The organism is Nitrospirota bacterium, from assembly GCA_015233895.1.
Lineage (GTDB): Bacteria > Nitrospirota > Thermodesulfovibrionia > Thermodesulfovibrionales > Magnetobacteriaceae > Magnetomonas.
In genome coordinates this window covers 24,679-46,611 of the sequence record JADFXG010000019.1, presented here as the reverse complement: position 1 = coordinate 46,611, position 21,933 = coordinate 24,679, and the positions used below count along the sequence as shown (strand labels likewise).

The following is a 21,933-nucleotide window of genomic DNA, read 5'->3' as shown; positions in this document are numbered from 1 at the left end:
CGCAAGTACAGAGTCTTATAAAGGAGAATGCGATGTTTATAAGTTATTTTCAGCAGCTTTTTGGCGAGGATCCGAAGAAATTTAATACTGTTGAAGAGATTGATTCTTTTATTGAAAAGAAGAAAGGCCTTAAGTTAAAGGTAGAATTTCTATATCCTGATATCGTTTCGGTAAGAGGAAGCGTATTTCCTGTAAAAGAGATGGATGTCAATAAAATAATAGACAATGCCCTTAGATAACTCAGGAAAATCTGTCGAAAAAGTATTCATTCTATACAGAGAACAGTTCCTTCCAATATATGCAGATCTTATAGCTCTTCAAGGTGTAAAGCCAATGCAGATTTTAATAGAGGAGTCTAATTTTCTATCCCACTTATGTCAATTCTATAATGATACTCTTGATGAGGATACCCGAAATGACAATCTAATAAAGTCGGAAAACCATTTAATTCGTGCTGTCATAGATTTAAACAAACTTGTCTGGGCATCTTTAAGATCGAAGCTTGATCAACTTATCATTGCACAACCAACAAAGCGTTTATCCTTTAATCTTCCCGAGGAGGATGTTTTAAATGGGTTTAAACAATTTTTCGATAGGGGAAGGGAAGCACGAAAATTTGAAATGCAAAATATTGGCAATAACCCTATATCATGCGTTGAATACTATCAGAGAGCTACCAGGATAGGAGTAGAATTATTTGAAAAAGTAGATGTTTTGAAAGTTGCAAAGATAAATAGTTGGACAGCAATAGTAAAAACTAAAGAATTTCTATTTGGTGTTGCTGCCAGTATTGTTGCTACGATACTTTGCGGTGGTGCTGTTTGGATATTCCATTGAGAGTTACACTATGAGAAACGCATACATAAAAGCGCTCTATGAGCTATCGGAAAGTGACAGCCGGATAATCTCACTGATTGCCGATAACGGGGCCATTGTCTTTGACAAGTACCGGGAGGCATTCCCTGAGCGGCTGATTAACGCGGGCATTGCCGAGGCTAACATGATTGGAATGGCCGCAGGGATGGCTTCAACCGGGCTCATTCCGTTTGCCTATACAATCTCAAATTTTATCACATTCCGGGCATACGAACAGGTGCGAAACGACGTCTGTCTGCAAAACATGAATGTCAAACTCATTGGTATCGGCGTCGGGTTTGCCTACAGTAACCTTGGGCCCACCCACCACAACACCGAGGATATCACTGTGATGAGGGTGCTTCCGGGGCTTACAATATTTTCCCCATCCGACCCCCTTGAGACATATAATGCAACCATGGCGGCTGCTAAAATTGAGGGCCCAGTCTATATGAGAATCACAACCGGTGGCACCCCTAAAGTTTATGACGCCCCGTATGAGTTTATCCCAGGGTGCGGTGTTACACTTACAGAGGGCAGCGACATTACTATAATTGCCACAGGCTCTATCGTCTATGAAACTCTGAAAGCCGTAGATAAACTTAAAAAATTTGGCATGAGCGTAAGGCTTATCAATATTCACACCATAAAACCATTTGACACGGAAATTATTCTGAAAGCTATGATTGAAACCGGTGCTTTGCTTTCCGTGGAGGAACACTCCATAACCGGCGGCCTGGGCAGTACCATTGCCGAGATAATCGCAGAGTCCGGCTATAATGTTAAATTCAAACGCATGGGACTGGATGACTCCTTCTCTGTGGGCTACGGCACATACGATGAGATGAGAAAGCTTAACCGCCTCGATAAAGACAGTATTTTCACAGAAGCGATGAAACTGATAGTATGGGATAACAGCGAAATCATTAATCCTCCAAAGACGAAGATATTTGGGAAAAAACCCATCCTCTAAAGGGGATTCACCTGAGGAAAAATAATGGGAAAATTGCTAAACATAGTGACGCCGCTTCATAAGGCTACCAAACGGGACTACATCGGGCGGATGTGTAACGAAAAAGTCCACTGCATGCTGGTTGCAAAGCGTTATGATGCCGACTATTGGGACGGCGACAGGAAATACGGTTACGGCGGTTATAAATATGACGGAAGGTGGGCTGTTGTCGCTAAAGCTCTGATTGAGACATACGATCTCAAACAAGATGCCCGCATTTTGGATGTCGGTTGCGGCAAGGCGTTTCTGTTATACGAGTTGAAAAAGCTGCTGCCCGGGGCCACAGTTACCGGTTTTGATATATCGGCTCACGGGATTAATGACGCTAAACCTGAAATCAGGGAAAATCTATTTATCCATAAGGCACAGGAGCCGTACCCATTTTCCGCTAACGAGTTTGACCTTGTAATATCTCTGACCACGCTTCACAATCTCAAAGTGTTTGAACTAAAGAGCGCCCTTCAGGAAATTGAACGTGTCGGCAAAAATAAATACATCCTTGTGGAGAGTTACCGCAATGAAGAGGAGCTGTTTAATTTAGAGTGTTGGGCACTGACGTGTGAGTCGTTCTTTGATGAGTCCGAATGGATATGGCTCTTTAACGAGTTTGGCTATAGCGGTGATTACGAGTTTATTTATTTTTAATCCCGTAATACTTGCTTAAGCGTCTTTCTTATCAGTAGTCACCATACGTGAAGTAGGATGTCAATAGTGGACACCAAATATTTCATGCAGTTAGTTGTTCGGCATAGAATTTTTTGTATAGGCCACAGGAGAAAGAAAGCCGAGTTTTTTCTGTCGGCGTTGCAGGTTGTAAAATATCTCTATATATTCGGTAATATCCTGAATAGCCTCTTGTCTGCTTTTGTAATTACGATGATGCACAAGCTCTTGTTGAGTGTACCCCAGAAACTTTCCATTGGCGCATTGTCAAAACAGTTTCCTTTCCTGCTCATGGACGCTTTCATCCCGAACTGATCAGAGAAGCTTCCTGTAATCATGAGAACAATACTGACTGCCACGGTCGGAGTGATGGATTATCCCCTTTACCTGGGGCTTTGCTGAAACCGCATGGAATAGAGACTGGCTTATCAGCGTCCTTGTTATCCAGGGTCCCATCGCATAGCCTACTATTTCGCCGTTAAATAAATCCTTGTGACCTGCAAGATACAGCCAGCCTTCTTCTGTGGGGATGTAAGTAATATCGCTTAACCAGACCTGATTCGGGGCAGTTGCCTCAAATTGCTGATTAACTTGGGTATTCCTTCCATTTTGACACCTCCGTCTTCTTATTTTACATGACTTTGGTGTCCTTTTTTCCTATCATACCTCAGTTCCTATTTTAATCTCTAGCATCAGAAGGGCAGAATTTTACTACAGTAAATCGTTTGAAAATCTGATGGAATTTCTGAAGTGACCCCAACTATCATTGCCAAAATCCGAGGGTTTAAGGGAAAGGGCAAAGCCCTTTCCCTTATTATTCTATCTTACTACTGCTGTTGTTGAATAGCCGTGAATTTCCAGTCGTTTGTATTGGTGTCTCTGACAAATGTCCAGTACTCGGTGAATCTGGTAGGGTTTACATTGTCGCCGTCAATTAATTTGCCGGATTCATCCGTTGTGTAATCAATCAAGTTTGCAGATATCTCTACAGTTACGAAATCCTTTCCTTTTTCCTGCCATGCCTCAGTAATTACAACCTGTTTAAGGGATATGTTTTCAATTTTGTTGATTTCGCCATCAGCTTTCATCTTCTGTACATCTGAGTTAAAAGTTACATAAATCTCCGGCATCATCATGATTTTTACGGGTTCAAGGTTACGCTTTGACCATGCGTCCTGAAGTTTAAAAAAGAAGTTTGACACAGCTTCTATAAATTGGTACTCATCAAACCTCGGGTCAAATTGCTTTATGTCGCGAAGCCCTGTTACTGAATCCATAGCCTCTATTTGATTGCGCGGCTCCTCGTAGTTGCTTTCGTAGTTACCGGTCATATAGGTTGTCTCGTAGTTATCAGCATTTCCGCGGCGTGACTTTATCACTCTGTAAATTATATAACCAATAATCAGCAAGAAAATAATATCAAAAAGACCGATCCCTCCGCCACCACCGTACCCTCCGCCATATCCACCTCCGTAGCCTCCGCCATAACCCGGGGAACGAAACAGCATACTGCCCAGAGCGCCGCCAATAAAGCCCCCTGCCAATGACCGCCCAAACGAGGAGCTAAAAAAACCGCTGCGCTGAGGTGTTGCGTACTGAGGAGCGGCTGCCGCCGGTCTCTGAGCTTGCACCGCTTGAGTATTTTGTTGTGATGTCCTGGGTGCGCTATATGTCCTTGAGCCGCGACTGCCTGAGGATGACGATGCTGAACTGCGGCTGCCACCACTGCTTCTGCCACCGCCTCCGGCACGGGCACAAGCCTCCTCAACTACCAATGCGGTTAAAAACAGTGCTATCAATAGTACTGTAAAGTGTTTCTTCATAAACTTTTATCCCCCTTTTTTTCACTTTATTACAGAGTTCCACTTGCAGAGGCAACCTTACCTCCAACATCCCACCACAACGCTATTTTAGCAAAAAATAATTCTAATTAACAATAGGCGGCTTTTTTTTGCTTACTACCGGCTCACGTTACCCTGACGGCCATTCATTTCTTGTTGAATAACGAATGGTTGGTGTGATAGTATAGCATGGTGGGTCTGTAAGGAGAAACAACTGTCCGGCAGCCTCCCTAACTTGTCAGGGGATGGTAGGTAACTAATGAGTAATAAAGGTGAATATGATGGATGAGCAATTAGAGAAAACAATTCAGGTAATTATTCGGGTAGCAAATCCTGATAAAATAATCCTCTTTGGGTCACGAGCAAGAGAGGTTTTTACAGATGAGAGTGATTATGATATTTTTGTTCTAAAAAAAGAAATAACAAATAAAAGAGAGCTTACTCAGACCTTATACAGATCGCTATATGGAATAGGAGCCGGAGTGGATTTAATTGTTGAATCACCTGCAAAGTTTGATGAACTAAAGGACAATCCGTACATGGTTTATAAAGAAATAGCAACAACCGGAAAAGTTGTATATGAACGGAGCTAATTTAGTCCATAATTGGCTTATAAGGGCAAAGAGTAATCTTGAGAAAGCTAAAGCTGGTAAAGTCAGTAGTGGGATTATGTTTGAAGATTTGTGTTTCGATTGTCATCAGGCAGCCGAAAAATCTTTAAAAGCATTACTGATTTGCCGGGAAATTGATTTCCCAAAGACACATTCAATCTCAAGATTATTGGAGATTATCGAGGGTACTGGTACTCAAATACCGGAGGAAATTAAGGATTCTGTTATCTTGACAGATTATGCTGTTGAAACACAATATCCTGGTGATTATGTGCCTATTGATGAGAAAATGTATGAGGAAGCCTTAAGAATAGCAGATAGCGTTGTCAAATGGGTTGAAAAAATGCTTGTGGCGAAACATTGAATAAATTACGAATTTTAGCTATACTGTTACTGCTGTTGTTACTGCTAAACGGAAATGCGGAGGCAGGCGGTACTTTTTGGCGTTTTCCTGAGAACTTGTCTAATTACGAATCTCTCTACGGAGACATATCCACGCCGCTTACGTTTGGCGATATTAAAGGCGACGGGAAAAATGAAATCATATTCGGTACTAAAAAAGGCTATCTGTTTGCTCTTGAACAAAACGGGAAAAAAGCAAAGTCTTTGAAAGTGGGCGATTCTATAAAGGTGCAGCCATTGCTTTTGAATTTAGAAAGAGACACTTATCCAGATATTGTTGTGTTTTCAAGGCTTTCTGAATACAATAAGCCCGCCAAAGAGAGCCTCATGGTTATAGTGGACGGAAAAACTTTCACTAAGAAACTTGAAATTAAAATAGAAGGAAGTGTGGTTTCAAAGCCCGCAGTGGCTGATTTTGATAACGATGGTAATGTGGATTTCCTGGTTTCCGGACACGGGCTTTATCTAATAGACGGCGCATATCTGGCCAATATGGCAAGCCCTCAAATACATAGCTATTCAATGTCCGGAGTCAGCTATACATCCCCTGTGGTTGATGATTTTAACGATGACGGAATTAGTGATTTCCTCATTCCGTATTCGAGTAAGAACCATAATTTCATAGACGTTTTTCTCTCAACCGGTAAGGGATTCGGGTATGAAAAAGTTACGTTTCAGGTTGATGGTGAGATGAAAGTTCCCCCAACTATAATTAAAACCTCAGACGATGCCATAGTGACATGGCTTCTGATTGCCCCTCACCCTGACAGTTCAATTTCCACCTACACTCTGTCATGGAGCCATGAAGCGGAAAAACTCTCTCTCAAATTTAACAAACGTGTTTCCTCAGGAGTTAAAACTGATTCTAAAAATCAAACTCCACTTATTTGTGAAACAGGGAAAGAGTGCCGCCTTATGGTCAGACCTGCTGACAACTCCACCCTTACCCTCCTTGACCCTGTAAGCGGCAAAAGTGACAACAGCTCTGATATAATTCCTCAATACAACAACATCCCTGTCTATTTCAGAAGTGACAATGAACAATCACTGTCCTCTAATTTAATTTTTATTGAAGGAGCAGCTCTTAACGCTTATGAAAACGGAAAAAAAATAAAACTTGCTCCGGTATCAGGAGAAATCCCTAAGCTTGATGAAATTTATCTGTTTCCTCTGTCCAAAGACAAAGACGGAGAGTTTGCTCTTATAGGAACTGACGAGGACGGCACAATATGGTGTGACAGCGGCAACGCATTTAAAGCCAATCTTTTTGAACCAAACGAACAGGGGTATTTAAATCAGGGAGTGTATCCTTTAAAAGAAACAGGCGCACTGTTTGAAGATACAGATAATTTCATAGACATAAGAAATGAAAGCCATCTGAAGGAAGTGCTTAAGTTAATGGCACAACTATATCCTGGCAATCAGGATTTTCATAAAAAAGTGGAGGCTCTGAAAGTAAGGATAAAGACTGAGGCTGTCAAATACGCAAAACTTGGGCAGATGAAAGACAAGTTAAGAAAACGTGCTTCAAAGTATGATTATTTTGTCCTTGTGCAATGGCTGCTTACCAACAACATAGAGACTGACCTTAACTACGTTATAAAGCATGACCCTGAGTTTCTTGAAGAGGAACGAATAGCCGGATTTTACAAAGACCTTGGACATGTTAAGTCTTTTTTAAAGGCTTTTTTCCCGATAGCCATCGGCATTTTGATACTTACAACTGTTGTTTTAGTCATATTTAACTACTCATTTTTCATAAAAATCTACTTAAACCTTTTTGACCGTATGGGCACAACCCTGCTCTTCAAAAAGCTGATAAAAGAACGGGATGGTGTTAAGGAATTAAATGAATATCTTGAAGCCGAGGATTTTTTCAAATGGCCTCCCAGCCAAAAGACAGATTTCAGATTCAGGATTTTCCTTGCTCTTTTGTTAAAGGAAAAGGACTGCCTCTGGCTTGAGGTTCTTACGGCTTATGAAATGGCTGTCCTTGCCTCAGGGAGCCTGAAGGACCAGGACAGATGGACATTTTACCGCTACTTGTCGTATTTGTATAAAAGGCTTTTTTATAAGAAAATTCACAAAGGCTCGCCTTTTCTTTGGCTTATCTTTCAGATAAGACATGCACTCAGGCGGGATTTTTACGACTATCCGGACAAAGGAGATACTGAAATATCAATTCTTAAGTATGAGCTTGCCAGAGTCTTTATGAATATGAACGAGTATAAACCAGCCTTCAATTATTTTCATAAACTTATACTTAATTACAGCTCCATTTTGAAAACGCCGGAGGCCGTAAACGATGTGTTAAGATTTCTTGAGTTCATACCGGAGAAAAAACTTGAAAATTATCTTATAAACTACCGAAGGCACTTTTTTAGCAGAGTAAAGGGGCTTACCGGCCAGTTAAAAGTGTTGTCTTTTTACCGCTTAAAAAACTTAAATAACAAGACTATTCTGCTAATTAATTCCATGTGTGAGGAGTCTTTACTCAGAGGAGCGCTGCCACGGGTAATTGTGTCAAACTACACCCCAGTAGATGTGCCTCGTGTTCATGGTGCTTTTTTAACCATAAGGGCATTTAACCGGTTAAAAAGAACTGAGGTGGTTTTGCGTTGTATTTCTAATAAGTACCAAGCACTGAGCATAGGTCTGGACGCGGAAATTAAGGCTCTTCCCGGCGCTTTTGCACGGGTAATAAATGTTCATGCCAATAAACAATGGACTGTTTTAGTGGAGCAGTTTTTACCGTATAAGTCTTTAAAGAAGGCTGTGGCAGAGGGTATTACGGTAAAAGAGGCCGGAGAAATATTGGTTTTACTTGCCGAGTATCTCTTAAATAACAAACCGGGCTGGTTTGTGCCAAATCTCCACCCGTCTTTTATATTCAGAAGCGACAGTAACGTATATTTTGCGGCAACCGGCATATCCAAAGTCAACATGGACAGGATTTATCTGAGGGCTTTTAAAAAGAAAATCAAAGGAGAGCCCTCCTTTATAGACCCTGACTTTATAAAAACTCCTGCAGCAGAAAAAGTTTTAAGCTCTAAACAGGCAATAGAAAAAAACACGGTAGCTCTCCTTGGCCTTATCGGGTATTACCTTATAGAGGGACAACAACTGCTACAGGATAATTTTGTCAGCGGAGAGCACATAATACAGTTGACAAAATGCAAAAGTGCCGAAAAACTGATAAACTCTGCAGTAAGCCCCTCAGGCGAGAGAATATCTCTTGAAGAGTTCTGTAAACTCGCGCGGGAAACCGTGTGGGAATAAGCCACGGATAAACACGGATTACGGTTGAGGGGTGTTGCTAATTGATTCTATAGCTCTCTTTAGACGTTTCAGCGACTTTTCTTTCCCGACAATGTCAAGAACCTCAAAGATTCCAGGGCTTACCGTGTTTCCTGTTATGGCAACCCTTACTGGCTGGGCAATTTTTCCAAGCGCTACGTTATGCTCTGACATAAGAGACAGAAACACGCCTTCTATTTCCTTTACACAAAAGCTTTCTAAACAGCTCAGTTTATCGGCAACGGCAGTGAGAAATGGTTTTGTTTCCTGATTTATAAACTTTTTACCTGCCTTTTCATCAATTTCCACAGTGTCAGCAATATAGTATCTGAGGGAATTAGAGAGCTCAATAAGGGTCCTTGAACGTTCCTGCAAAGTAGCAATAGCCTGAGTTAACCAACCCTCGTCAAACACATACGTTTCATCAACAATGTTCATTGATAACAGAAACGGTTTTACATAAGACACAAGCCTTGTAGGGTCAGAGTTTTTAATGTACTCGCTGTTAAGCCAGAGAAGTTTTTCAGGATTAAACACGGCTGAAGATTTTCCCACCGATTCAAGTGAGAATTTCTCTGTTAACTCTTCAATACTAAACACCTCCTGGTCACCAAAAGACCAGCCAAGCCGCACAAGGTAGTTAAGCAGCGCATCCGGCAAATATCCCATATCCTTATACGCTAACACAGAGGTCGCTCCGTGGCGTTTACTTAATCGTGTCTTATCAGAGCCTAAAATCATCGGTAAATGTGCAAATGCCGGAGCAGCCTTACCAAAAGCCTTGTAAATCTGCATCTGCTTAGGGGTGTTGTTAAGGTGGTCATCACCCCTTATGATGTGCGTTATCCTCATATCAATATCATCGCAAACGACAACAAAGTTATAAGTGGGAGAGCCGTCAGAGCGCATTATTATGAAATCATCGAGAACAGAATTGTCAAAATCAACACTGCCCTTTATAAGATCGTCCACTACGGTTTGCCCATGCTCTGGCATTTTAAACCGAATTGTGGGTTTAATTCCGATAGGTGGAGTTTTAATATCTCTGCATCTGCCGTCATACTTAGGGGGTTTACCGTGCTTAATGGCCTCCTTTCTGCGCATTTCAAGCTCATCCGGTTCACAGTAGCAGTAGTAAGCCTTACCCTCTTCAAGCATATCCATAGCGTACTTGTTATAAATATCGGTGCGGTCGGTTTGCCTAAACGGTCCCTCGTCGTGGCTTAAGTTAAGCCATTTCATCCCGTCAATTATTGCATCTATAAACTCATCAGTTGAGCGGCTCCTGTCAGTGTCTTCTATGCGCAAAATAAAAGTTCCTTTGTGTTTGCGCGCATACAGATAGTTAAACAAAGCCGTCCTTGCGCCCCCTATGTGAAGGTATCCTGTAGGACTTGGCGCAAATCTCACCCTTACTTCTTTAGACAAACCACACCCCCACGGTCACTTAATGTGTATAGCGTGCACAGGACAGTTTTCCTCGGCAGACTCGCAACAGCTGGCATAATCACACCCATCAGGGTCAATCACCTCTGATTTGCCAGTCTCATCGGGAACATGAAAAACCGCCGGACATAACTCCTCACACCTGCCGCAACCTATACAAGTCTCTTCATCCACCATCACCATCATATCACGGCTATTTTAACATAAACCATCGCAAATATAGCAAAATTTAATACTGAATTATTGATGGGATAATTTTCTTTATTTATGTTCACAGAGGTTTATCAAAATTAAACGACTCTTTGATAATATACACCGGGCGGCTTTTAACCTCAAGATATATCTTACCTACGTACTCGCTGAGTATGCCTATGAACATAAGCTGAATACCTCCAAACATGTAAAGAGGCAGCACGATAGATGCCCAGCCGGGAATGGCGTTACCCTGTATTTTTGTAAAAATTGTCCAAAACACAAGCCCAAGAGCGGCTACAAAATTAAAAAACCCTAAAATGAAAGCCAGTCGAAGCGGAAAGTTGGAAAATGACGTTATCCCCTCTACAGCAAAAGACAACATCTTTCGCAACGGATATTTGGTCTCTCCGGCAAAACGCTTTTCTCTCTTATAGTGCACAATTCCGGGAGTAAACCTCATGTTGGGGAAAATGCCGCGCAAAAAGCGGTTTACCTCCTTGTAGCGCTTAAATTCATTGAGAGCAAGCCGTGAAATCAGCCGGTAATCGGCATGATCGTATATAAGGTTAACACCCATAAGGCGCATAAACATATAAAAAAATCTGGCCGTAAATCGTTTAAAAAATGTATCCTCTTCTCTGCTTTTTCTAACTCCATATACAATATCAAATCCCTCGTAATGTTTTAAAATCATCTCCTCGATAGCCTCCGGGGGATCCTGAAGATCGGCATCAAGTGAGACTGTCATCTCTCCGGTTGCTGCCGTAAGACCTGCTGTCAATGCAGGTTGATGGCCAAAATTGCCGCTTAATGAAATTACCTTCGCCTTGCGGTCCTTTTCACTTATAAGTTTAAGCTCTCTCAGGGTTGCATCCGATGAACCGTCGTCAACGTATATTATTTCGTAGTCTTTTATCAGCTCCTTTTGCATAAAAGAGTCAAGGAGAGAGGTCAGCCTGCCGTAAACCTCCCATATCACCAGCTCCTCGTTATAACAGGGGATGACTACGCTTAGTGTTTTGGCAGTTTTTTGATTCATAGTACTCATCTGTTAACTTTACTCCTCTGTGTTCCCATGCTTTCAGATATTTTAAAAAAGTATTCACTGCATACAGCAAAGACAAAATAAACCCGTGCAGGCCGTCAAGAAATCCAAGTGCAAAAATATACATCTTTATAAACGTTGCCGGAGGTTTTAGCGCTAAAGCGAAAAAACCTGTGTATCTGCCTGATTTCACAATCTCTCTGGCTGAAAGGGTTGAGTAGTTATCCATCTTCTTTATAAAATCACCAACCGTTTCATACGTGTAATGTTCTATCGGATTTTTCAAATACCCCAGCGTGCCGTCAACTATGATTTTTTCGTGAACCTCCCGCTCCTGAAACTGTCCCGTCCCATTTCTAAACAGTCTTAATACATTATCCGGGTGCCAGCCGCCATGACGAATCCACTTGCCCAGAAAGAAATTTTTCCTTGACACGTAGTAGCCGTTAACTGTGCTGTTACCTTGTGTTACCAGCTCAATCTCTGAAACCAGCTCCTCAGTGAGCCTCTCATCTGAATCCAGAACAAACACCCATGGCAGTGTAGCATATCCAATTGCAGTTTGTTTCTGTCTGGCATAGCCTTGCCATTGGTGAGTATAAACTCTGGCATTATAGGTGCCGCAGATTTCAAGAGTTCTGTCTGTGCTTCCGCTGTCAATAACTATGATTTCCCCGGCACACGCTGCACTTCTCAGCGCCCCTTCAATATTTCGCTCCTCATTGTTGGTAATTATGGTAACAGATACATTTTTCAAAAAGAATCACTCATCATGCGCTATTGAATCATGATTATAAAATATACGGGTGATAAAATCAATAATTCTGCCTGCTCTTTTTTCATACGTATGGCTGCGGGCAAGTTCTCTGGCATTTTCTGCAAGCAAAGAGGCAAGTGCCTCATCATTTAACAAGGTTTGAGTTTTTTTTACAAGGTCATGTAAATCTCCTGGAGTAAACAGCATAGCACTGTGTCTGTGACGCAGCAGCTCACTTATCCCGGGCAGATCTGCAGCCACTATAGGTACTCCTCCTGCCATGTACTCAAACATCTTAAGAGGCGAGGTGTATTTTGAAATTTCACTCTGAACATTGGGAATAAAGGACAGTTTGGCATCCTTTAAAAGCTTTGTGATTTTAACATGCGGTATATGGCCGGTAAAAGTCACCCGCTCTGACAATCCAAGAAGTTTCACAAACCGCTTAAGCTCATCGAGACGCCCGCCCCCTCCTGCTATAACCAGTGTTTCATCAGGCAGGTGCATCAACGCCTCTATTAACAGATCAACCCCCTTCCATTTATACAAAGAACCGGAATAAAAAAGAAATGAACGCCTCACAGCATCCGTTTCAGACAAAAAGAAATCGTCCCTTACCGCATCGGGCACAGTGTGGCAGGGGTTGCCGGTAAAGTCAAAAATCGAGTTAATATCATCCCTCAGTTTGTCTGATATTGTAATGATCGCATCTGATTTACTGTATATTTTCGCCTCAAGACGTTTCAGAGCAGCTTTTGCGGACAATTTTTCTGTACTCAGATGAAAAATCTCATGAGCTTCAAAAACGACAGGCATTTTAAACAGTCCCTTAAAAGTCAATAAAAACCCGGCTAACTTTGGGTGTCTTACTACGATAACCCGGTTGCTCCCTTTACGCCTTAACAGGTAGCAGGCCAGGGTTAAATAAAATAGCGCCGATATGGAGATAGATAAAAACCACGATTTTCTTATAATTGGGAGAAACACAAGCTCTAAGCTGCCGGTTGGGGTTATACCAAAGCTGCTTAACACATCGGCTTGGTTGAGGCCGGGAATTTTACCGCTTATAAGTTTAACATTAACACCCTTTTTTGAGAGTGCATAAGCTGTGTTTACAATTTGTATGAACCTTGCCTGTGTCCCGTTTAGCCTTTCAGGTACAGGATAAAAAATTGTCATTCCGATATTGAAGCTTTATTACTGACAGAGCCTGCCATGGCAAGAAGTATGCTTAAATTTATGATGTTTCCATCAAAAAAGAAAACACGCATTACAATTTCGGCAACAATAGCTGACAGAATGGCAATGGCAGTAAAGTTTGGAGTGCCGATAACATCGGATTTAATTGTAAGGAGGTGAATTATCGTATAAAACAGTGCAACAGCAAAAAAGAATAGCCCGACAGCACCTTGCATATATAAAATTGACAGAAACACATTATCAGGCCACTGCTTTGGCAGAAGTGGTGAAACACCAGTGGCTGTGGCAAACTTCACAAATTTATCGCGCATCAGAGCAGTGTCAAGTCCATGCCCTGTAATCAGACTGTCTCTGGAAATATCCACGGTGGTTTTCCACGCAGAGAGTCTCATGGAGATAGTGGTTTTTTCAACAATATGTTCTCTTACGTGATTAAATTGCGCAGGGTAAAACCTAAACATAATAAGAACAACGATAGCAGATATAATGATTAGTTTGACAGAGAAAAACCGCTTTTCTCTCAAAAAAACTGTCCATATAAAACCTACAAAAAAAACAGCAACCCACGACGCTCTTACCCCAACAAACAGTAACCCGGCAAAGGACAAGATAGCAATAATAAACCACAGAACCCCTCTTATCCCCTTCCCCTCGGCATACTGGGCAAACATAAACGGGATAAGAAACGTGGCAGTAATGGACAGGTTTTTTGCAGTTTCATTATCAATTGGTGTAGAGACGCCAATTGCAGAGCCGGAGACAAACACTGTATAAAACATGCGCACTACGCCAAGAAGTGCTAAAAATGTGCAAAGCAATTTCGCCTTATCCATTCCATTAAAGGCAGCGGCCACTATTGCATAGAGAATAACAGGCATCAGGTACATGGTGTAAAGAGGCAGTAACAACTTAGCTGCTGGAGTGTTTCCTGATAAAGAGGATGAGATTATTGCAGAAAACATCAGTAAAATCAGAGAAACAAATGCTATGTTTTTCCACTTAAAACCTAAAGTGAAAGTAGCCAGCGACAGCAAAAACCATGATATCAGAGATATATAGAGTGAAATGTTACGGTATTTCTCATATCCGTCAAAAAAAAGAAAAACTATCAGTACAACTGCACCAACACGAAGTATGCTAATAAAAATATCCCTCAACATTGTTATGTTTCTCCTTTTTTTCACTCCTTACTTAAGGCTGCAGCAACTAACCGGTTCTTATTATACCACTAATGCCAATAATAATTCAGGATAATTAAATAAATTAAATAGTGGAACTAGGGGGCCAGTACATAACGATAAATCAACACCATCTGTGAATTAGAATAAAAATTCTGTTTCAAATCTCCAACCGGTTGTGTTATATTTTCAGAAGAAGGAGGATTGTGTATGGATTGTTTGTTTTGTAAGATAGCAAGGAAAGAAATACAGGCAAAAATCGTCTATGAAGACAAACAGGTCGTAGCTTTTGAAGACGTAAACCCGCAGGCTCCTGTCCACATTCTTATAATCCCTCACAAACACATCGCTACTACTCTTGAACTTACGGCAGATGACGCTGCCCTTACCGGACACATGATTGCAGTTGCTAATAAAATCGCCCAGGACAAAAAAATAGCGCAAAACGGCTTTCGTATGGTTATAAACTGTAACAGAGATGCCGGACAGAGTGTCTTTCACATTCATCTGCACCTGCTTGGTGGCCGTCCTATGCACTGGCCTCCGGGATGAGGATTGTTTCAAAAGTAGATGCTTAAATTTTCATTAGGATTTTCACCGTGCCCAAACGATACGTACATTTTCTACGCCCTTACCCACGGCCTTATTGAAACTGGAGATATTTCCTTCGCTCAGGCACAAATATATGATGTCGAAACACTTAACGCCATGGCACTTAGTGAATCTCTGGACGTTACAAAGGTCTCCTTCTATGCCTATTTAAAGGTAAGAGAACACTATGCGTTATTAAAAACCGGAGGAGCAATGGGCCGCTCCTGTGGCCCCTTAATTGTTTCAAAAAAAAGCATTGCACCCCATGAACTTAAAGGAAAAAAAATCGCTGTCCCGGGAAAGCTGACCACTGCGTATCTTTTGACCCGCCTCTTTGAACCAGAAATAAGCGATGACCAGATTATAGTGCTGCCCTTTAATGACATCATGGCAGCCGTAAGAGATGGCACAGCCGATGCCGGCGTTATAATACATGAGTGCAGGTTTACGTATCACACGTATGGCCTTACGGAGGTTATTGACCTGGGTATGTGGTGGGAAAAAGAGACCGCACTGCCTGTCCCTCTGGGCTGTATCATTGCAAAGAAGTCACTCGGAGAGCGCACAATCTCTAAGATTGAGCAGTTTATACTGCAGTCAGTTCTGTATGCCAAAGCCCATCCTGTTGAGACCCTTAATTACATTAGGTCCCATGCCGCCGAGATGGATGACAAGGTTATTTCTGGCCACATTGCACTTTATGTTAATAATTACACAGAAAACACAGGCGCTGATGGAGCGGCTGCCTTTGATAAAGTTATAGATTTTGCTAAAAACAGGGGGCTGCTTTAGATGAGGAAATTTTTTGTTTTTCTAACTGTGTTTTTATTTTTATCAAGCACTGATGTATCAGCGTATGATAGTGTGTATGAATACCTCAAAAGCGGACGCATTGCTTTGGATAACAAAGAGTATGAAAAAAGTGTAAAAAACCTTGACCAATTTTTGGATATCCCAAATCAGCTTTCCGACTACGGCTATCTGTGGAGGGCAAGGGCATTAACGGCTCTCGGTGAAAATGAAAGGGCACTTAAAGACATCAGTGCTATAAAGATTGATTACAGAAACTCACCTGTGCTTAAAGCCGCTCTCTTGCTTGAAATCAAAATCGAGGAAAAGGAGCACCCCGGCACGGCTCTTGTTCTTTACTCAAAATACTTAAACAGCTACCCGGGGGATGATGCAATGAGAATATCTTACGCTAAACTTCTCAAAGCGCAAGCCTATGAATGGGACGCGTACAAGGAATTTACAAAAATATACATAAACGGCGGCAGTGTATCAAAAGAGGCTGCTGCTTTTATAGACATTCATAAACTAAGCAGTGAAACCAAAGTGGAGCGTGCAAGGAATCTGATGAAGCGGCATAAGTATGAGGAGGCGGAAACTGAGCTAAGAGAAGCCCGGGAAAAAGCCCCACCCTCGCTTTATGGCACTATTACATCAAACCTTGCCACTGCTCTTTTCAGACAAAAAAAATACGACGAGGCTGCCATCTATTTGGAACGTACCGGAGACATTTATACCAGCGCAAGGGCACTTTACAGAGCCGGTAAGTTTGACGAATTTCACGAAAAAGTGCAGCACATGAATGCCGATAAAAGTGAACGTGCCGCCGAGCTTATACTTATCAGCGGGCTCTATTTCAGAAGAGCCGGAAACATTGAGAAAGCACTTTCTATTTTTAACACTCTTAAGGAAAACCGTTTTAATAAGGAGGAGGCCAGATGGCATATCGGCTGGACTTACTACCTAATCGGCAACTATCAAAGGGCATATGATACCTTTGAATCACTCCACAAATCCTTTGGCAACCGCCAGTACCTTTACTGGATGGCACGCTCTGCTGAAAACATGGGAAAACCTGCTCGTGCGCTATACGCCAGATTGACCTCTCTTGGGGATTTCTATTCACTTCTTGCCCTCTACAGACTGGGCAGAGCTCCTCTTTCAGTAAGCTCAGCAAGCGATTATGAACACTCAGAGGAAAGCGCTGACTTTGGCGGCGACACCCAGCTTAAGCGACTCTCTATATTGCTTGAACTTAAAATAGACGATGCAATAAGAATGGAAAGCCTCTACATAATAAAAAACACAAAGAAATTCACAGGGGATGCCGCTCTAAGAGCCGCTCTGATGCTTAATGCGGCACAAGCCTACTACCACTCGCTAAACATTGCAGGCAAACTCAAAGACAGTAGCCATCTTCACAGTCTCTTATATCCTTATGCTTATCAGGACATAGTGGCTGGCGCTGCCGGAAGGTTTACAGCGAATCCGCTGCTGGTTCTTTCTGTAATGAGAGAGGAAAGCCGTTTTCAGGATGATGCTTTCTCTCCGGCAGGGGCAATAGGGCTCATGCAGCTAATGCCTCAGACTGCCTCCCGGTACGGTAAGCTGGCAGAGGAGGAGATTGACAACGAAAAAGATATTTTTAATATAAAGAAGAATATAACCATAGGCGCTTGCTATATTGGTTCACTATACAGGGAGGCATCTTGTGTACCTGTTGTGCTGGCCTCCTATAATGCAGGTGAGGATGTGGTTAAGAGGTGGCTTGCAAGCGGAGATTATAAATCAATTGATGAGTTTATCGAGGATATCCCGTATAATGAAACAAGAAATTATGTAAAGCGCGTCCTCAAGACTTACTATCAGTATGCAAGACGGTTAGAGCCAACAGCGGAGTCTTTAAAATTTGTTGCTGATTGCAGTTTACATTAGTTAAGTGTATTTGTTATCCTATTGAGGGTTCGTATTTATCTGGCAATGTGTACGGACATTTAATACATAAAGTATGGGGGGGTTTTGTTTTGGATAAACTTAAAAATCTGGAAGATAAGATATCGGCGGTAATAGAAAAGGCTAAGGGACTAAAGGCAGAAAATGATACTCTGCTAAGAGAAAAAGAGAATCTGTTAGCAAAATGCGGCACTCTTGAGACCGAGCTTAAAGAGACACACGATGAGGCTGATAAACTCAGGGCGCAGCTTGCAGCAAAGAGCGGCGAGGTAGAGAAAATGTCAAATGAACAGTCCTCTGTTGCAGAACAGATAGAGGCAATCCTTGGTGAGTTAGACCACTTAGAGATATAAGGGAATGGGCAGCGCAGAGGTAACGATACTTGGCCAAAACTATATACTGAAGGGTGAGGAGTCTGAGGAGTATATGAAAAGTCTGGCCACCTACGTTGATACCAAAATTAGCGAGGTAATGGCAGCGGCTCCCGGCACTCAGTCACTTAAAGCATCAATCCTTGCATCAATAAGTATAACAGATGAGCTTTATAAGTTAAGGTCGTTGTTTAGTAAAATTGAAATTGAAACCGATGAAATAGACAAATTGCTCGAAAATGACACTTCTCCGGTGAAACGCCACAAGGAAAAGGTAAAAGCAACAGATGAAAGCAAAAGTTTACATAAAGCATAGACAGGAGATTCTCGACCCACAGGGTAAGGCCGTGCTTCAGGGTCTTAATAATCTGGGATTCAAAGGATTGACCGATGTTCGTGTCGGCAAGTATGTTGAGATTGCTTTGGATTGTGCCTCAGTTGAGGCCGCTCATGAACAGGTTAAGGATATGTGTGAACGGCTGTTGGTTAACACCGTTATTGAAAATTATACGTATGTGATAGAGCCATAGAGAGGCTTGGCAGAATTGTTGCTTGATTTTCTTGCTTAGCTATGTAGTGAGCAGGAATTGTTTTTAAAAAACTTAAGTGGAGGATAGTTTGATGAAGAAAGTTGTGGTATTTGTAGTAGTATTGGTGTTTGCATTTTCAACAGTTGCAATGGCAGGTTTTGAGAAGTGCCAGGGCTGTCACAATGGCAAAGTAGCCCCTGATAAGGCAAAATTGGTGGAGAAATTGAAAACTGCTGATGCTTTTGTTAAGGCTGCTAAGGATTCCAAAAGTCCTATGATGAATGCTGCTAAGGCAAATGAAGCTGACTTAAAGGCTGCGGCTGCTGAGTTAGGTCTTAAATAGGCTTGTGATAAGACAGTAAGGGAATGTCTTAGGGGGTTAGGGGCGCTCCGTTACGCTTGGGGAGCTTCACCCCTGTTCCTTTATTTACGTGTGTGCGTTGATATTTTAAAAGTAGCAGCAAGAATTGAAGGCGAACTTTTAATAAGGAAAATGTTTATTCCGTGTGTATTGCTGAATACAAACAAACCATGATATGTTCTTGAAGAGGGACTTCAAACGTTGAACAAATCGCTTGATGAAATAAAAGAAATTCTTAACAGTCACAGAGAAGAGTTACGGGGAAAATACAAAATAACAAAGATAGGCATATTTGGCTCTTATGTTCGAGGAGAGCAAAAGATAAGAAGCGATGTGGACATTCTTGTTGAAATAGGGGAGCCAATGGGGCTCTTGAGATTTGTACACATAGAAAACCTGCTGTCTGACCTCTTACAGGTAAAAGTTGACCTTGTATCGAAAGAAGGTATCAGAGCTGAGCTTAAAGAAAGAATAATAAATGAGGTAGTTTATATTTGAATCGTGATATATCTTTGTTTGCAAAGGATATACTGGAGTCTATAGAGAAAGCCGAAGAGTTTGTTCGCAGTATGAGTTATGAGAGTTTCGTTGAGGATGACCGCACAATTTATGCTGTTATAAAGTGCATTGAAATTATTGGCGAGGCAGCAAAACATATTCCAAAACCGATAAGAAATAAATTTAGAACTATCCCATGGAAGGACATGTCAGGTATGAGGGATAAGGTTGTTCATCTGTACTTCGGCGTCAAACTGGATATGGTCTGGCTTGCTGTTAAAGAGGAATTACCAGAAATTAAGAATGACATTAAACACTTGCTTGAATTTCTGCTTAAAAGTTCTGAATTACTATAACGCAATAAAAAATTAATGAATTATTCGTTTAATATATATTATAATTATATTGTATGCGTTGATATTTTAAAATCGGGGGTATCATGTCAGGTCATTCAAAATGGTCTCAGATAAAAAGAAAAAAGGCAACAACTGATTCTAAAAGAGGAAAGGTTTTTTCTAAAGTCGTAAAGGAGATAACCGTAGCGGCAAGGACTGCAGGCGGCGACCTTGAAGGTAATGCCCGACTGCGCACTGCTATTGAAAAGGCAAAAGAATACAATATGCCTTACGAAAACGTAAAAAGAGCAATACAAAAAGGAACCGGAGAGCTGCCTGGAGCCATGTACGAGGAGATTATGTATGAGGGATATGGAATTGCTGGTGTTGCTATCCTAATTGAGGTTATGACAGATAACAGAAACAGAACGGTAGCCGAAATCAGAAGACTTCTTACGAAAAGCGGCGGCAATCTGGGAGAGTCAGGGTGTGTGGCCTGGATGTTTTCAAAAAAAGGTACCATAGTGGTTGATAAAAAGGCAGCCTCCGAGGATCAGCTCATGGCCGTGGTGCTTGATGCCGGGGCTGAGGATTTGAAAAATGACCCCGAGGATGAACACTATGAAATAATAACTGCCCCTGACGTCTTAGAGACAGTGAGAACAGCTCTCATAAATTCCGGTATTGCCGTCTCATCGTCTGAAATTACCATGATTCCGGATAACAATATTTCTGTGGATAACGCAACAGCCGGGAAACTGCTAAATCTAATGGATGCTCTCGATGAGCTTGAGGACGTACAAAATGTTTACGCTAATTTTGACGTGCCGGAGGATTTTGTTCTTACGGATGCGTCCTGAAATGAGGCAACTCTGTAACTAACGCTCAATAATGAAAAGGCTTATTATTCCGATTATTATTTTAGTTCTTTTATCCTCTGCTGCTGCCTTAGGGGCAAAGCTGACCCCTGAAGAGGAGATAAATATCTCTGTCTTTAAAAATGCCAGTCCCTCTGTTGTAAACATAACCACAACCACACTGATGAGGGATTTCTTTTCAGTTTATCCACAAAAGGGCTCCGGTTCCGGTTCAATAATAACTCAGGACGGTTACGTAGTTACCAATTTCCACGTTGTTGAGGATACATCGGAAATAACTATAGTAATGAATGACGGCAAGAAGTTCAGGGCTAAGTTTATCGGCGCTGACCCAGACAGTGACATTGCCATAATAAAAATTATAGCTGAAAAACACGGTTCCTTTAAGGCTCTTGAATTTGGAAACTCAGAAGGACTTCAGGTGGGACAAAAGGTCTTTGCTATAGGGAATCCATTTGGGTTAAATTCCACTCTGACTGCAGGCATTATAAGCGCAACAGGCAGGCCGCTGACCACAGAGCATGGCAGAGTTATCGAGGATGTTATTCAAACAGATGCTCCAATAAATCCCGGAAACTCCGGCGGCCCTCTTCTTGATACAGAGGGGAAAATGATAGGTATAAACTCGGCTATATTTACTCCCTCAGGGGGAAATATTGGCATAGGGTTTGCAATCCCTATTAACACGGCCAAGAGCGTTATCCCAGACCTTATAAAGTACGGCAGGACACGAAAGCCGTGGATGGGTATAGTTGGGCTGCCGCTTTGGGAAAACCTTGCCAAAGCCATAGGATTACCTGTAAACAGGGGAATACTGGTTTCTGAGGTTGTTACCGGAAGCCCTGCGTTTAAAGCTGGTATCAGAGGCGGCAATAATCCTGTAAGCGTAAGCGGTACTGATATTTATCTTGGAGGCGATGTCATACTTGAGGTTAATGGCGTAAAGGTAGCCTACATGCAAGACGTAATGAAAATACTTTCTGCGAAAAAAACTAACGACTACGTTTCTATAAAGCTCCTCAGAGACAACAAAATCATAGAGGTGAAGATGCGTGTCGAGTTAAGACAATAGGTTCTTCCCGTTGGAGAAGCATTTGTTCTCAATTTGAATCATTGTAAAAAAAT

The 21,933-nt window shown here is 41.8% G+C and carries 25 protein-coding genes and 1 pseudogene; 18 read left to right on the top strand and 8 right to left on the bottom strand.

The features are described from left to right. Positions 1-32 precede the first annotated feature (32 nt). Genes HQK88_12140 through HQK88_12125 form a run of 4 tightly spaced genes read left to right on the top strand, consistent with a single transcriptional unit; the run spans position 33 to position 2,512 of the window. Positions 33-239 carry a hypothetical protein gene (locus HQK88_12140; GenBank protein ID MBF0617551.1) on the top strand — a complete coding sequence of 69 codons (207 nt, stop codon included), beginning with the start codon at positions 33-35 and terminating at the stop codon, positions 237-239. After that, a complete protein-coding gene (locus HQK88_12135) occupies positions 226-837 on the top strand; it encodes a hypothetical protein (GenBank protein ID MBF0617550.1) in 612 nt (203 codons plus the stop codon). The genes HQK88_12140 and HQK88_12135 overlap by 14 nt, the downstream gene beginning before the upstream one ends. 10 nt (positions 838-847) lie before the next feature. Then, on the top strand, positions 848-1,828 hold the full coding sequence (locus tag HQK88_12130) for a transketolase (protein ID MBF0617549.1): 981 nt from the start codon (positions 848-850) through the stop codon (positions 1,826-1,828). Between the two features lie 24 nt (positions 1,829-1,852). Continuing rightward, the gene (locus tag HQK88_12125; protein MBF0617548.1) at positions 1,853-2,512 is read left to right on the top strand and encodes a class I SAM-dependent methyltransferase; all 660 of its coding nucleotides are present in this window, start codon (positions 1,853-1,855) and stop codon (positions 2,510-2,512) included. A gap of 82 nt (positions 2,513-2,594) precedes the next feature. Here HQK88_12125 and HQK88_12120 read toward each other — a convergent pair. Together HQK88_12120 and HQK88_12115 are read right to left on the bottom strand one after the other, a co-directional pair. Continuing rightward, positions 2,595-3,115: pseudogene (locus HQK88_12120) on the bottom strand (IS3 family transposase). Between the two features lie 242 nt (positions 3,116-3,357). After that, positions 3,358-4,353: a Tim44 domain-containing protein gene (locus tag HQK88_12115; GenBank protein MBF0617547.1), complete on the bottom strand. Its 996-nt coding sequence runs from the start codon at positions 4,351-4,353 to the stop codon at positions 3,358-3,360. A 299-nt stretch (positions 4,354-4,652) separates the two neighbouring features. On the opposite strand from HQK88_12115, the gene HQK88_12110 reads away from it, so the two are divergent. From HQK88_12110 to HQK88_12100, 3 genes are read left to right on the top strand one after another with little or no spacing between them, the layout of a single operon-like run. Continuing rightward, positions 4,653-4,964 carry a nucleotidyltransferase domain-containing protein gene (locus HQK88_12110; GenBank protein MBF0617546.1) on the top strand — a complete coding sequence of 104 codons (312 nt, stop codon included), beginning with the start codon at positions 4,653-4,655 and terminating at the stop codon, positions 4,962-4,964. Next, positions 4,951-5,346: a HEPN domain-containing protein gene (locus tag HQK88_12105; protein ID MBF0617545.1), complete on the top strand. Its 396-nt coding sequence runs from the start codon at positions 4,951-4,953 to the stop codon at positions 5,344-5,346. The genes HQK88_12110 and HQK88_12105 overlap by 14 nt, the downstream gene beginning before the upstream one ends. Then, the gene (locus tag HQK88_12100) at positions 5,343-8,663 is read left to right on the top strand and encodes a VCBS repeat-containing protein (protein MBF0617544.1); all 3,321 of its coding nucleotides are present in this window, start codon (positions 5,343-5,345) and stop codon (positions 8,661-8,663) included. Before HQK88_12105 ends, HQK88_12100 begins: the two co-directional genes overlap by 4 nt. Before the next feature lie 18 nt (positions 8,664-8,681). Here HQK88_12100 and gltX read toward each other — a convergent pair whose 3' ends face one another. The 6 genes from gltX to HQK88_12070 form a co-directional block, all read right to left on the bottom strand. Then, entirely contained in the window at positions 8,682-10,109 is a 1,428-nt protein-coding gene (gene gltX / locus HQK88_12095; GenBank protein ID MBF0617543.1) for a glutamate--tRNA ligase, read from the bottom strand. 15 nt (positions 10,110-10,124) lie between these two features. Then, on the bottom strand, positions 10,125-10,313 hold the full coding sequence (locus HQK88_12090; GenBank protein ID MBF0617542.1) for a ferredoxin: 189 nt from the start codon (positions 10,311-10,313) through the stop codon (positions 10,125-10,127). Positions 10,314-10,398: 85 nt separating this feature from the next. Beyond that, positions 10,399-11,370, bottom strand: coding sequence for a glycosyltransferase family 2 protein (locus HQK88_12085; GenBank protein MBF0617541.1), 972 nt, complete (start codon positions 11,368-11,370; stop codon positions 10,399-10,401). Then, on the bottom strand, positions 11,312-12,124 hold the full coding sequence (locus HQK88_12080; protein MBF0617540.1) for a glycosyltransferase family 2 protein: 813 nt from the start codon (positions 12,122-12,124) through the stop codon (positions 11,312-11,314). The genes HQK88_12085 and HQK88_12080 overlap by 59 nt, the downstream gene beginning before the upstream one ends. Positions 12,125-12,130: 6 nt before the next feature. Then, a complete protein-coding gene (locus HQK88_12075; GenBank protein ID MBF0617539.1) occupies positions 12,131-13,303 on the bottom strand; it encodes a glycosyltransferase family 4 protein in 1,173 nt (390 codons plus the stop codon). Then, positions 13,300-14,484 (bottom strand): O-antigen ligase family protein, encoded by a 1,185-nt coding sequence (locus HQK88_12070; GenBank protein MBF0617538.1) that lies wholly within the window; start codon positions 14,482-14,484, stop codon positions 13,300-13,302. The genes HQK88_12075 and HQK88_12070 overlap by 4 nt, the downstream gene beginning before the upstream one ends. Before the next feature lie 228 nt (positions 14,485-14,712). On the opposite strand from HQK88_12070, the gene HQK88_12065 reads away from it, so the two are divergent. The 11 genes from HQK88_12065 (at position 14,713) to HQK88_12015 (ending at position 21,880) form a co-directional block, all read left to right on the top strand. Further along, positions 14,713-15,054 (top strand): histidine triad nucleotide-binding protein, encoded by a 342-nt coding sequence (locus HQK88_12065; GenBank protein ID MBF0617537.1) that lies wholly within the window; start codon positions 14,713-14,715, stop codon positions 15,052-15,054. Positions 15,055-15,072: 18 nt separating this feature from the next. Beyond that, a complete protein-coding gene (locus HQK88_12060) occupies positions 15,073-15,885 on the top strand; it encodes a 1,4-dihydroxy-6-naphthoate synthase (protein MBF0617536.1) in 813 nt (270 codons plus the stop codon). Beyond that, entirely contained in the window at positions 15,886-17,817 is a 1,932-nt protein-coding gene (locus tag HQK88_12055) for a transglycosylase SLT domain-containing protein (GenBank protein MBF0617535.1), read from the top strand. An 89-nt stretch (positions 17,818-17,906) separates the two neighbouring features. Beyond that, positions 17,907-18,188, top strand: coding sequence for a hypothetical protein (locus HQK88_12050; protein MBF0617534.1), 282 nt, complete (start codon positions 17,907-17,909; stop codon positions 18,186-18,188). 4 nt (positions 18,189-18,192) lie between these two features. Continuing rightward, positions 18,193-18,522, top strand: coding sequence for a cell division protein ZapA (locus tag HQK88_12045; protein ID MBF0617533.1), 330 nt, complete (start codon positions 18,193-18,195; stop codon positions 18,520-18,522). Beyond that, entirely contained in the window at positions 18,494-18,736 is a 243-nt protein-coding gene (gene purS, locus HQK88_12040) for a phosphoribosylformylglycinamidine synthase subunit PurS (GenBank protein MBF0617532.1), read from the top strand. Before HQK88_12045 ends, purS begins: the two co-directional genes overlap by 29 nt. A gap of 91 nt (positions 18,737-18,827) precedes the next feature. After that, positions 18,828-19,079 (top strand): hypothetical protein, encoded by a 252-nt coding sequence (locus tag HQK88_12035; GenBank protein MBF0617531.1) that lies wholly within the window; start codon positions 18,828-18,830, stop codon positions 19,077-19,079. Positions 19,080-19,298: 219 nt separating this feature from the next. Then, positions 19,299-19,595: a nucleotidyltransferase family protein gene (locus tag HQK88_12030; protein MBF0617530.1), complete on the top strand. Its 297-nt coding sequence runs from the start codon at positions 19,299-19,301 to the stop codon at positions 19,593-19,595. Then, positions 19,592-19,951 carry a DUF86 domain-containing protein gene (locus HQK88_12025; GenBank protein MBF0617529.1) on the top strand — a complete coding sequence of 120 codons (360 nt, stop codon included), beginning with the start codon at positions 19,592-19,594 and terminating at the stop codon, positions 19,949-19,951. The genes HQK88_12030 and HQK88_12025 overlap by 4 nt, the downstream gene beginning before the upstream one ends. Before the next feature lie 83 nt (positions 19,952-20,034). Further along, complete coding sequence (locus HQK88_12020) at positions 20,035-20,790, top strand: YebC/PmpR family DNA-binding transcriptional regulator (protein MBF0617528.1); 756 nt, start codon at positions 20,035-20,037, stop codon at positions 20,788-20,790. Positions 20,791-20,821: 31 nt separating this feature from the next. Continuing rightward, on the top strand, positions 20,822-21,880 hold the full coding sequence (locus tag HQK88_12015; protein ID MBF0617527.1) for a trypsin-like peptidase domain-containing protein: 1,059 nt from the start codon (positions 20,822-20,824) through the stop codon (positions 21,878-21,880). Positions 21,881-21,933 lie beyond the last annotated feature (53 nt).

What these genes read in the sequence shown, in the direction of transcription:
- HQK88_12105 (MBF0617545.1), top strand. Translation starts at nt 4,951, where the DNA reads ATGAACGGAGCTAATTTAGTCCATAATTGGCTTATAAGGGCAAAGAGT.
- HQK88_12075 (MBF0617539.1), bottom strand. Translation starts at nt 13,303, where the DNA reads ATGACAATTTTTTATCCTGTACCTGAAAGGCTAAACGGGACACAGGCA.
- HQK88_12085 (MBF0617541.1), bottom strand. Translation starts at nt 11,370, where the DNA reads ATGAGTACTATGAATCAAAAAACTGCCAAAACACTAAGCGTAGTCATC.
- HQK88_12135 (MBF0617550.1), top strand. Translation starts at nt 226, where the DNA reads ATGCCCTTAGATAACTCAGGAAAATCTGTCGAAAAAGTATTCATTCTA.
- HQK88_12110 (MBF0617546.1), top strand. Translation starts at nt 4,653, where the DNA reads ATGGATGAGCAATTAGAGAAAACAATTCAGGTAATTATTCGGGTAGCA.
- HQK88_12045 (MBF0617533.1), top strand. Translation starts at nt 18,193, where the DNA reads ATGGGCAGCGCAGAGGTAACGATACTTGGCCAAAACTATATACTGAAG.
- HQK88_12015 (MBF0617527.1), top strand. Translation starts at nt 20,822, where the DNA reads ATGAAAAGGCTTATTATTCCGATTATTATTTTAGTTCTTTTATCCTCT.
- purS (MBF0617532.1), top strand. Translation starts at nt 18,494, where the DNA reads ATGAAAGCAAAAGTTTACATAAAGCATAGACAGGAGATTCTCGACCCA.
- HQK88_12125 (MBF0617548.1), top strand. Translation starts at nt 1,853, where the DNA reads ATGGGAAAATTGCTAAACATAGTGACGCCGCTTCATAAGGCTACCAAA.
- HQK88_12055 (MBF0617535.1), top strand. Translation starts at nt 15,886, where the DNA reads ATGAGGAAATTTTTTGTTTTTCTAACTGTGTTTTTATTTTTATCAAGC.
- HQK88_12090 (MBF0617542.1), bottom strand. Translation starts at nt 10,313, where the DNA reads ATGATGGTGATGGTGGATGAAGAGACTTGTATAGGTTGCGGCAGGTGT.
- HQK88_12065 (MBF0617537.1), top strand. Translation starts at nt 14,713, where the DNA reads ATGGATTGTTTGTTTTGTAAGATAGCAAGGAAAGAAATACAGGCAAAA.
- HQK88_12130 (MBF0617549.1), top strand. Translation starts at nt 848, where the DNA reads ATGAGAAACGCATACATAAAAGCGCTCTATGAGCTATCGGAAAGTGAC.
- HQK88_12070 (MBF0617538.1), bottom strand. Translation starts at nt 14,484, where the DNA reads ATGTTGAGGGATATTTTTATTAGCATACTTCGTGTTGGTGCAGTTGTA.
- HQK88_12035 (MBF0617531.1), top strand. Translation starts at nt 18,828, where the DNA reads ATGAAGAAAGTTGTGGTATTTGTAGTAGTATTGGTGTTTGCATTTTCA.
- HQK88_12115 (MBF0617547.1), bottom strand. Translation starts at nt 4,353, where the DNA reads ATGAAGAAACACTTTACAGTACTATTGATAGCACTGTTTTTAACCGCA.
- HQK88_12020 (MBF0617528.1), top strand. Translation starts at nt 20,035, where the DNA reads ATGTCAGGTCATTCAAAATGGTCTCAGATAAAAAGAAAAAAGGCAACA.
- HQK88_12060 (MBF0617536.1), top strand. Translation starts at nt 15,073, where the DNA reads ATGCTTAAATTTTCATTAGGATTTTCACCGTGCCCAAACGATACGTAC.
- HQK88_12140 (MBF0617551.1), top strand. Translation starts at nt 33, where the DNA reads ATGTTTATAAGTTATTTTCAGCAGCTTTTTGGCGAGGATCCGAAGAAA.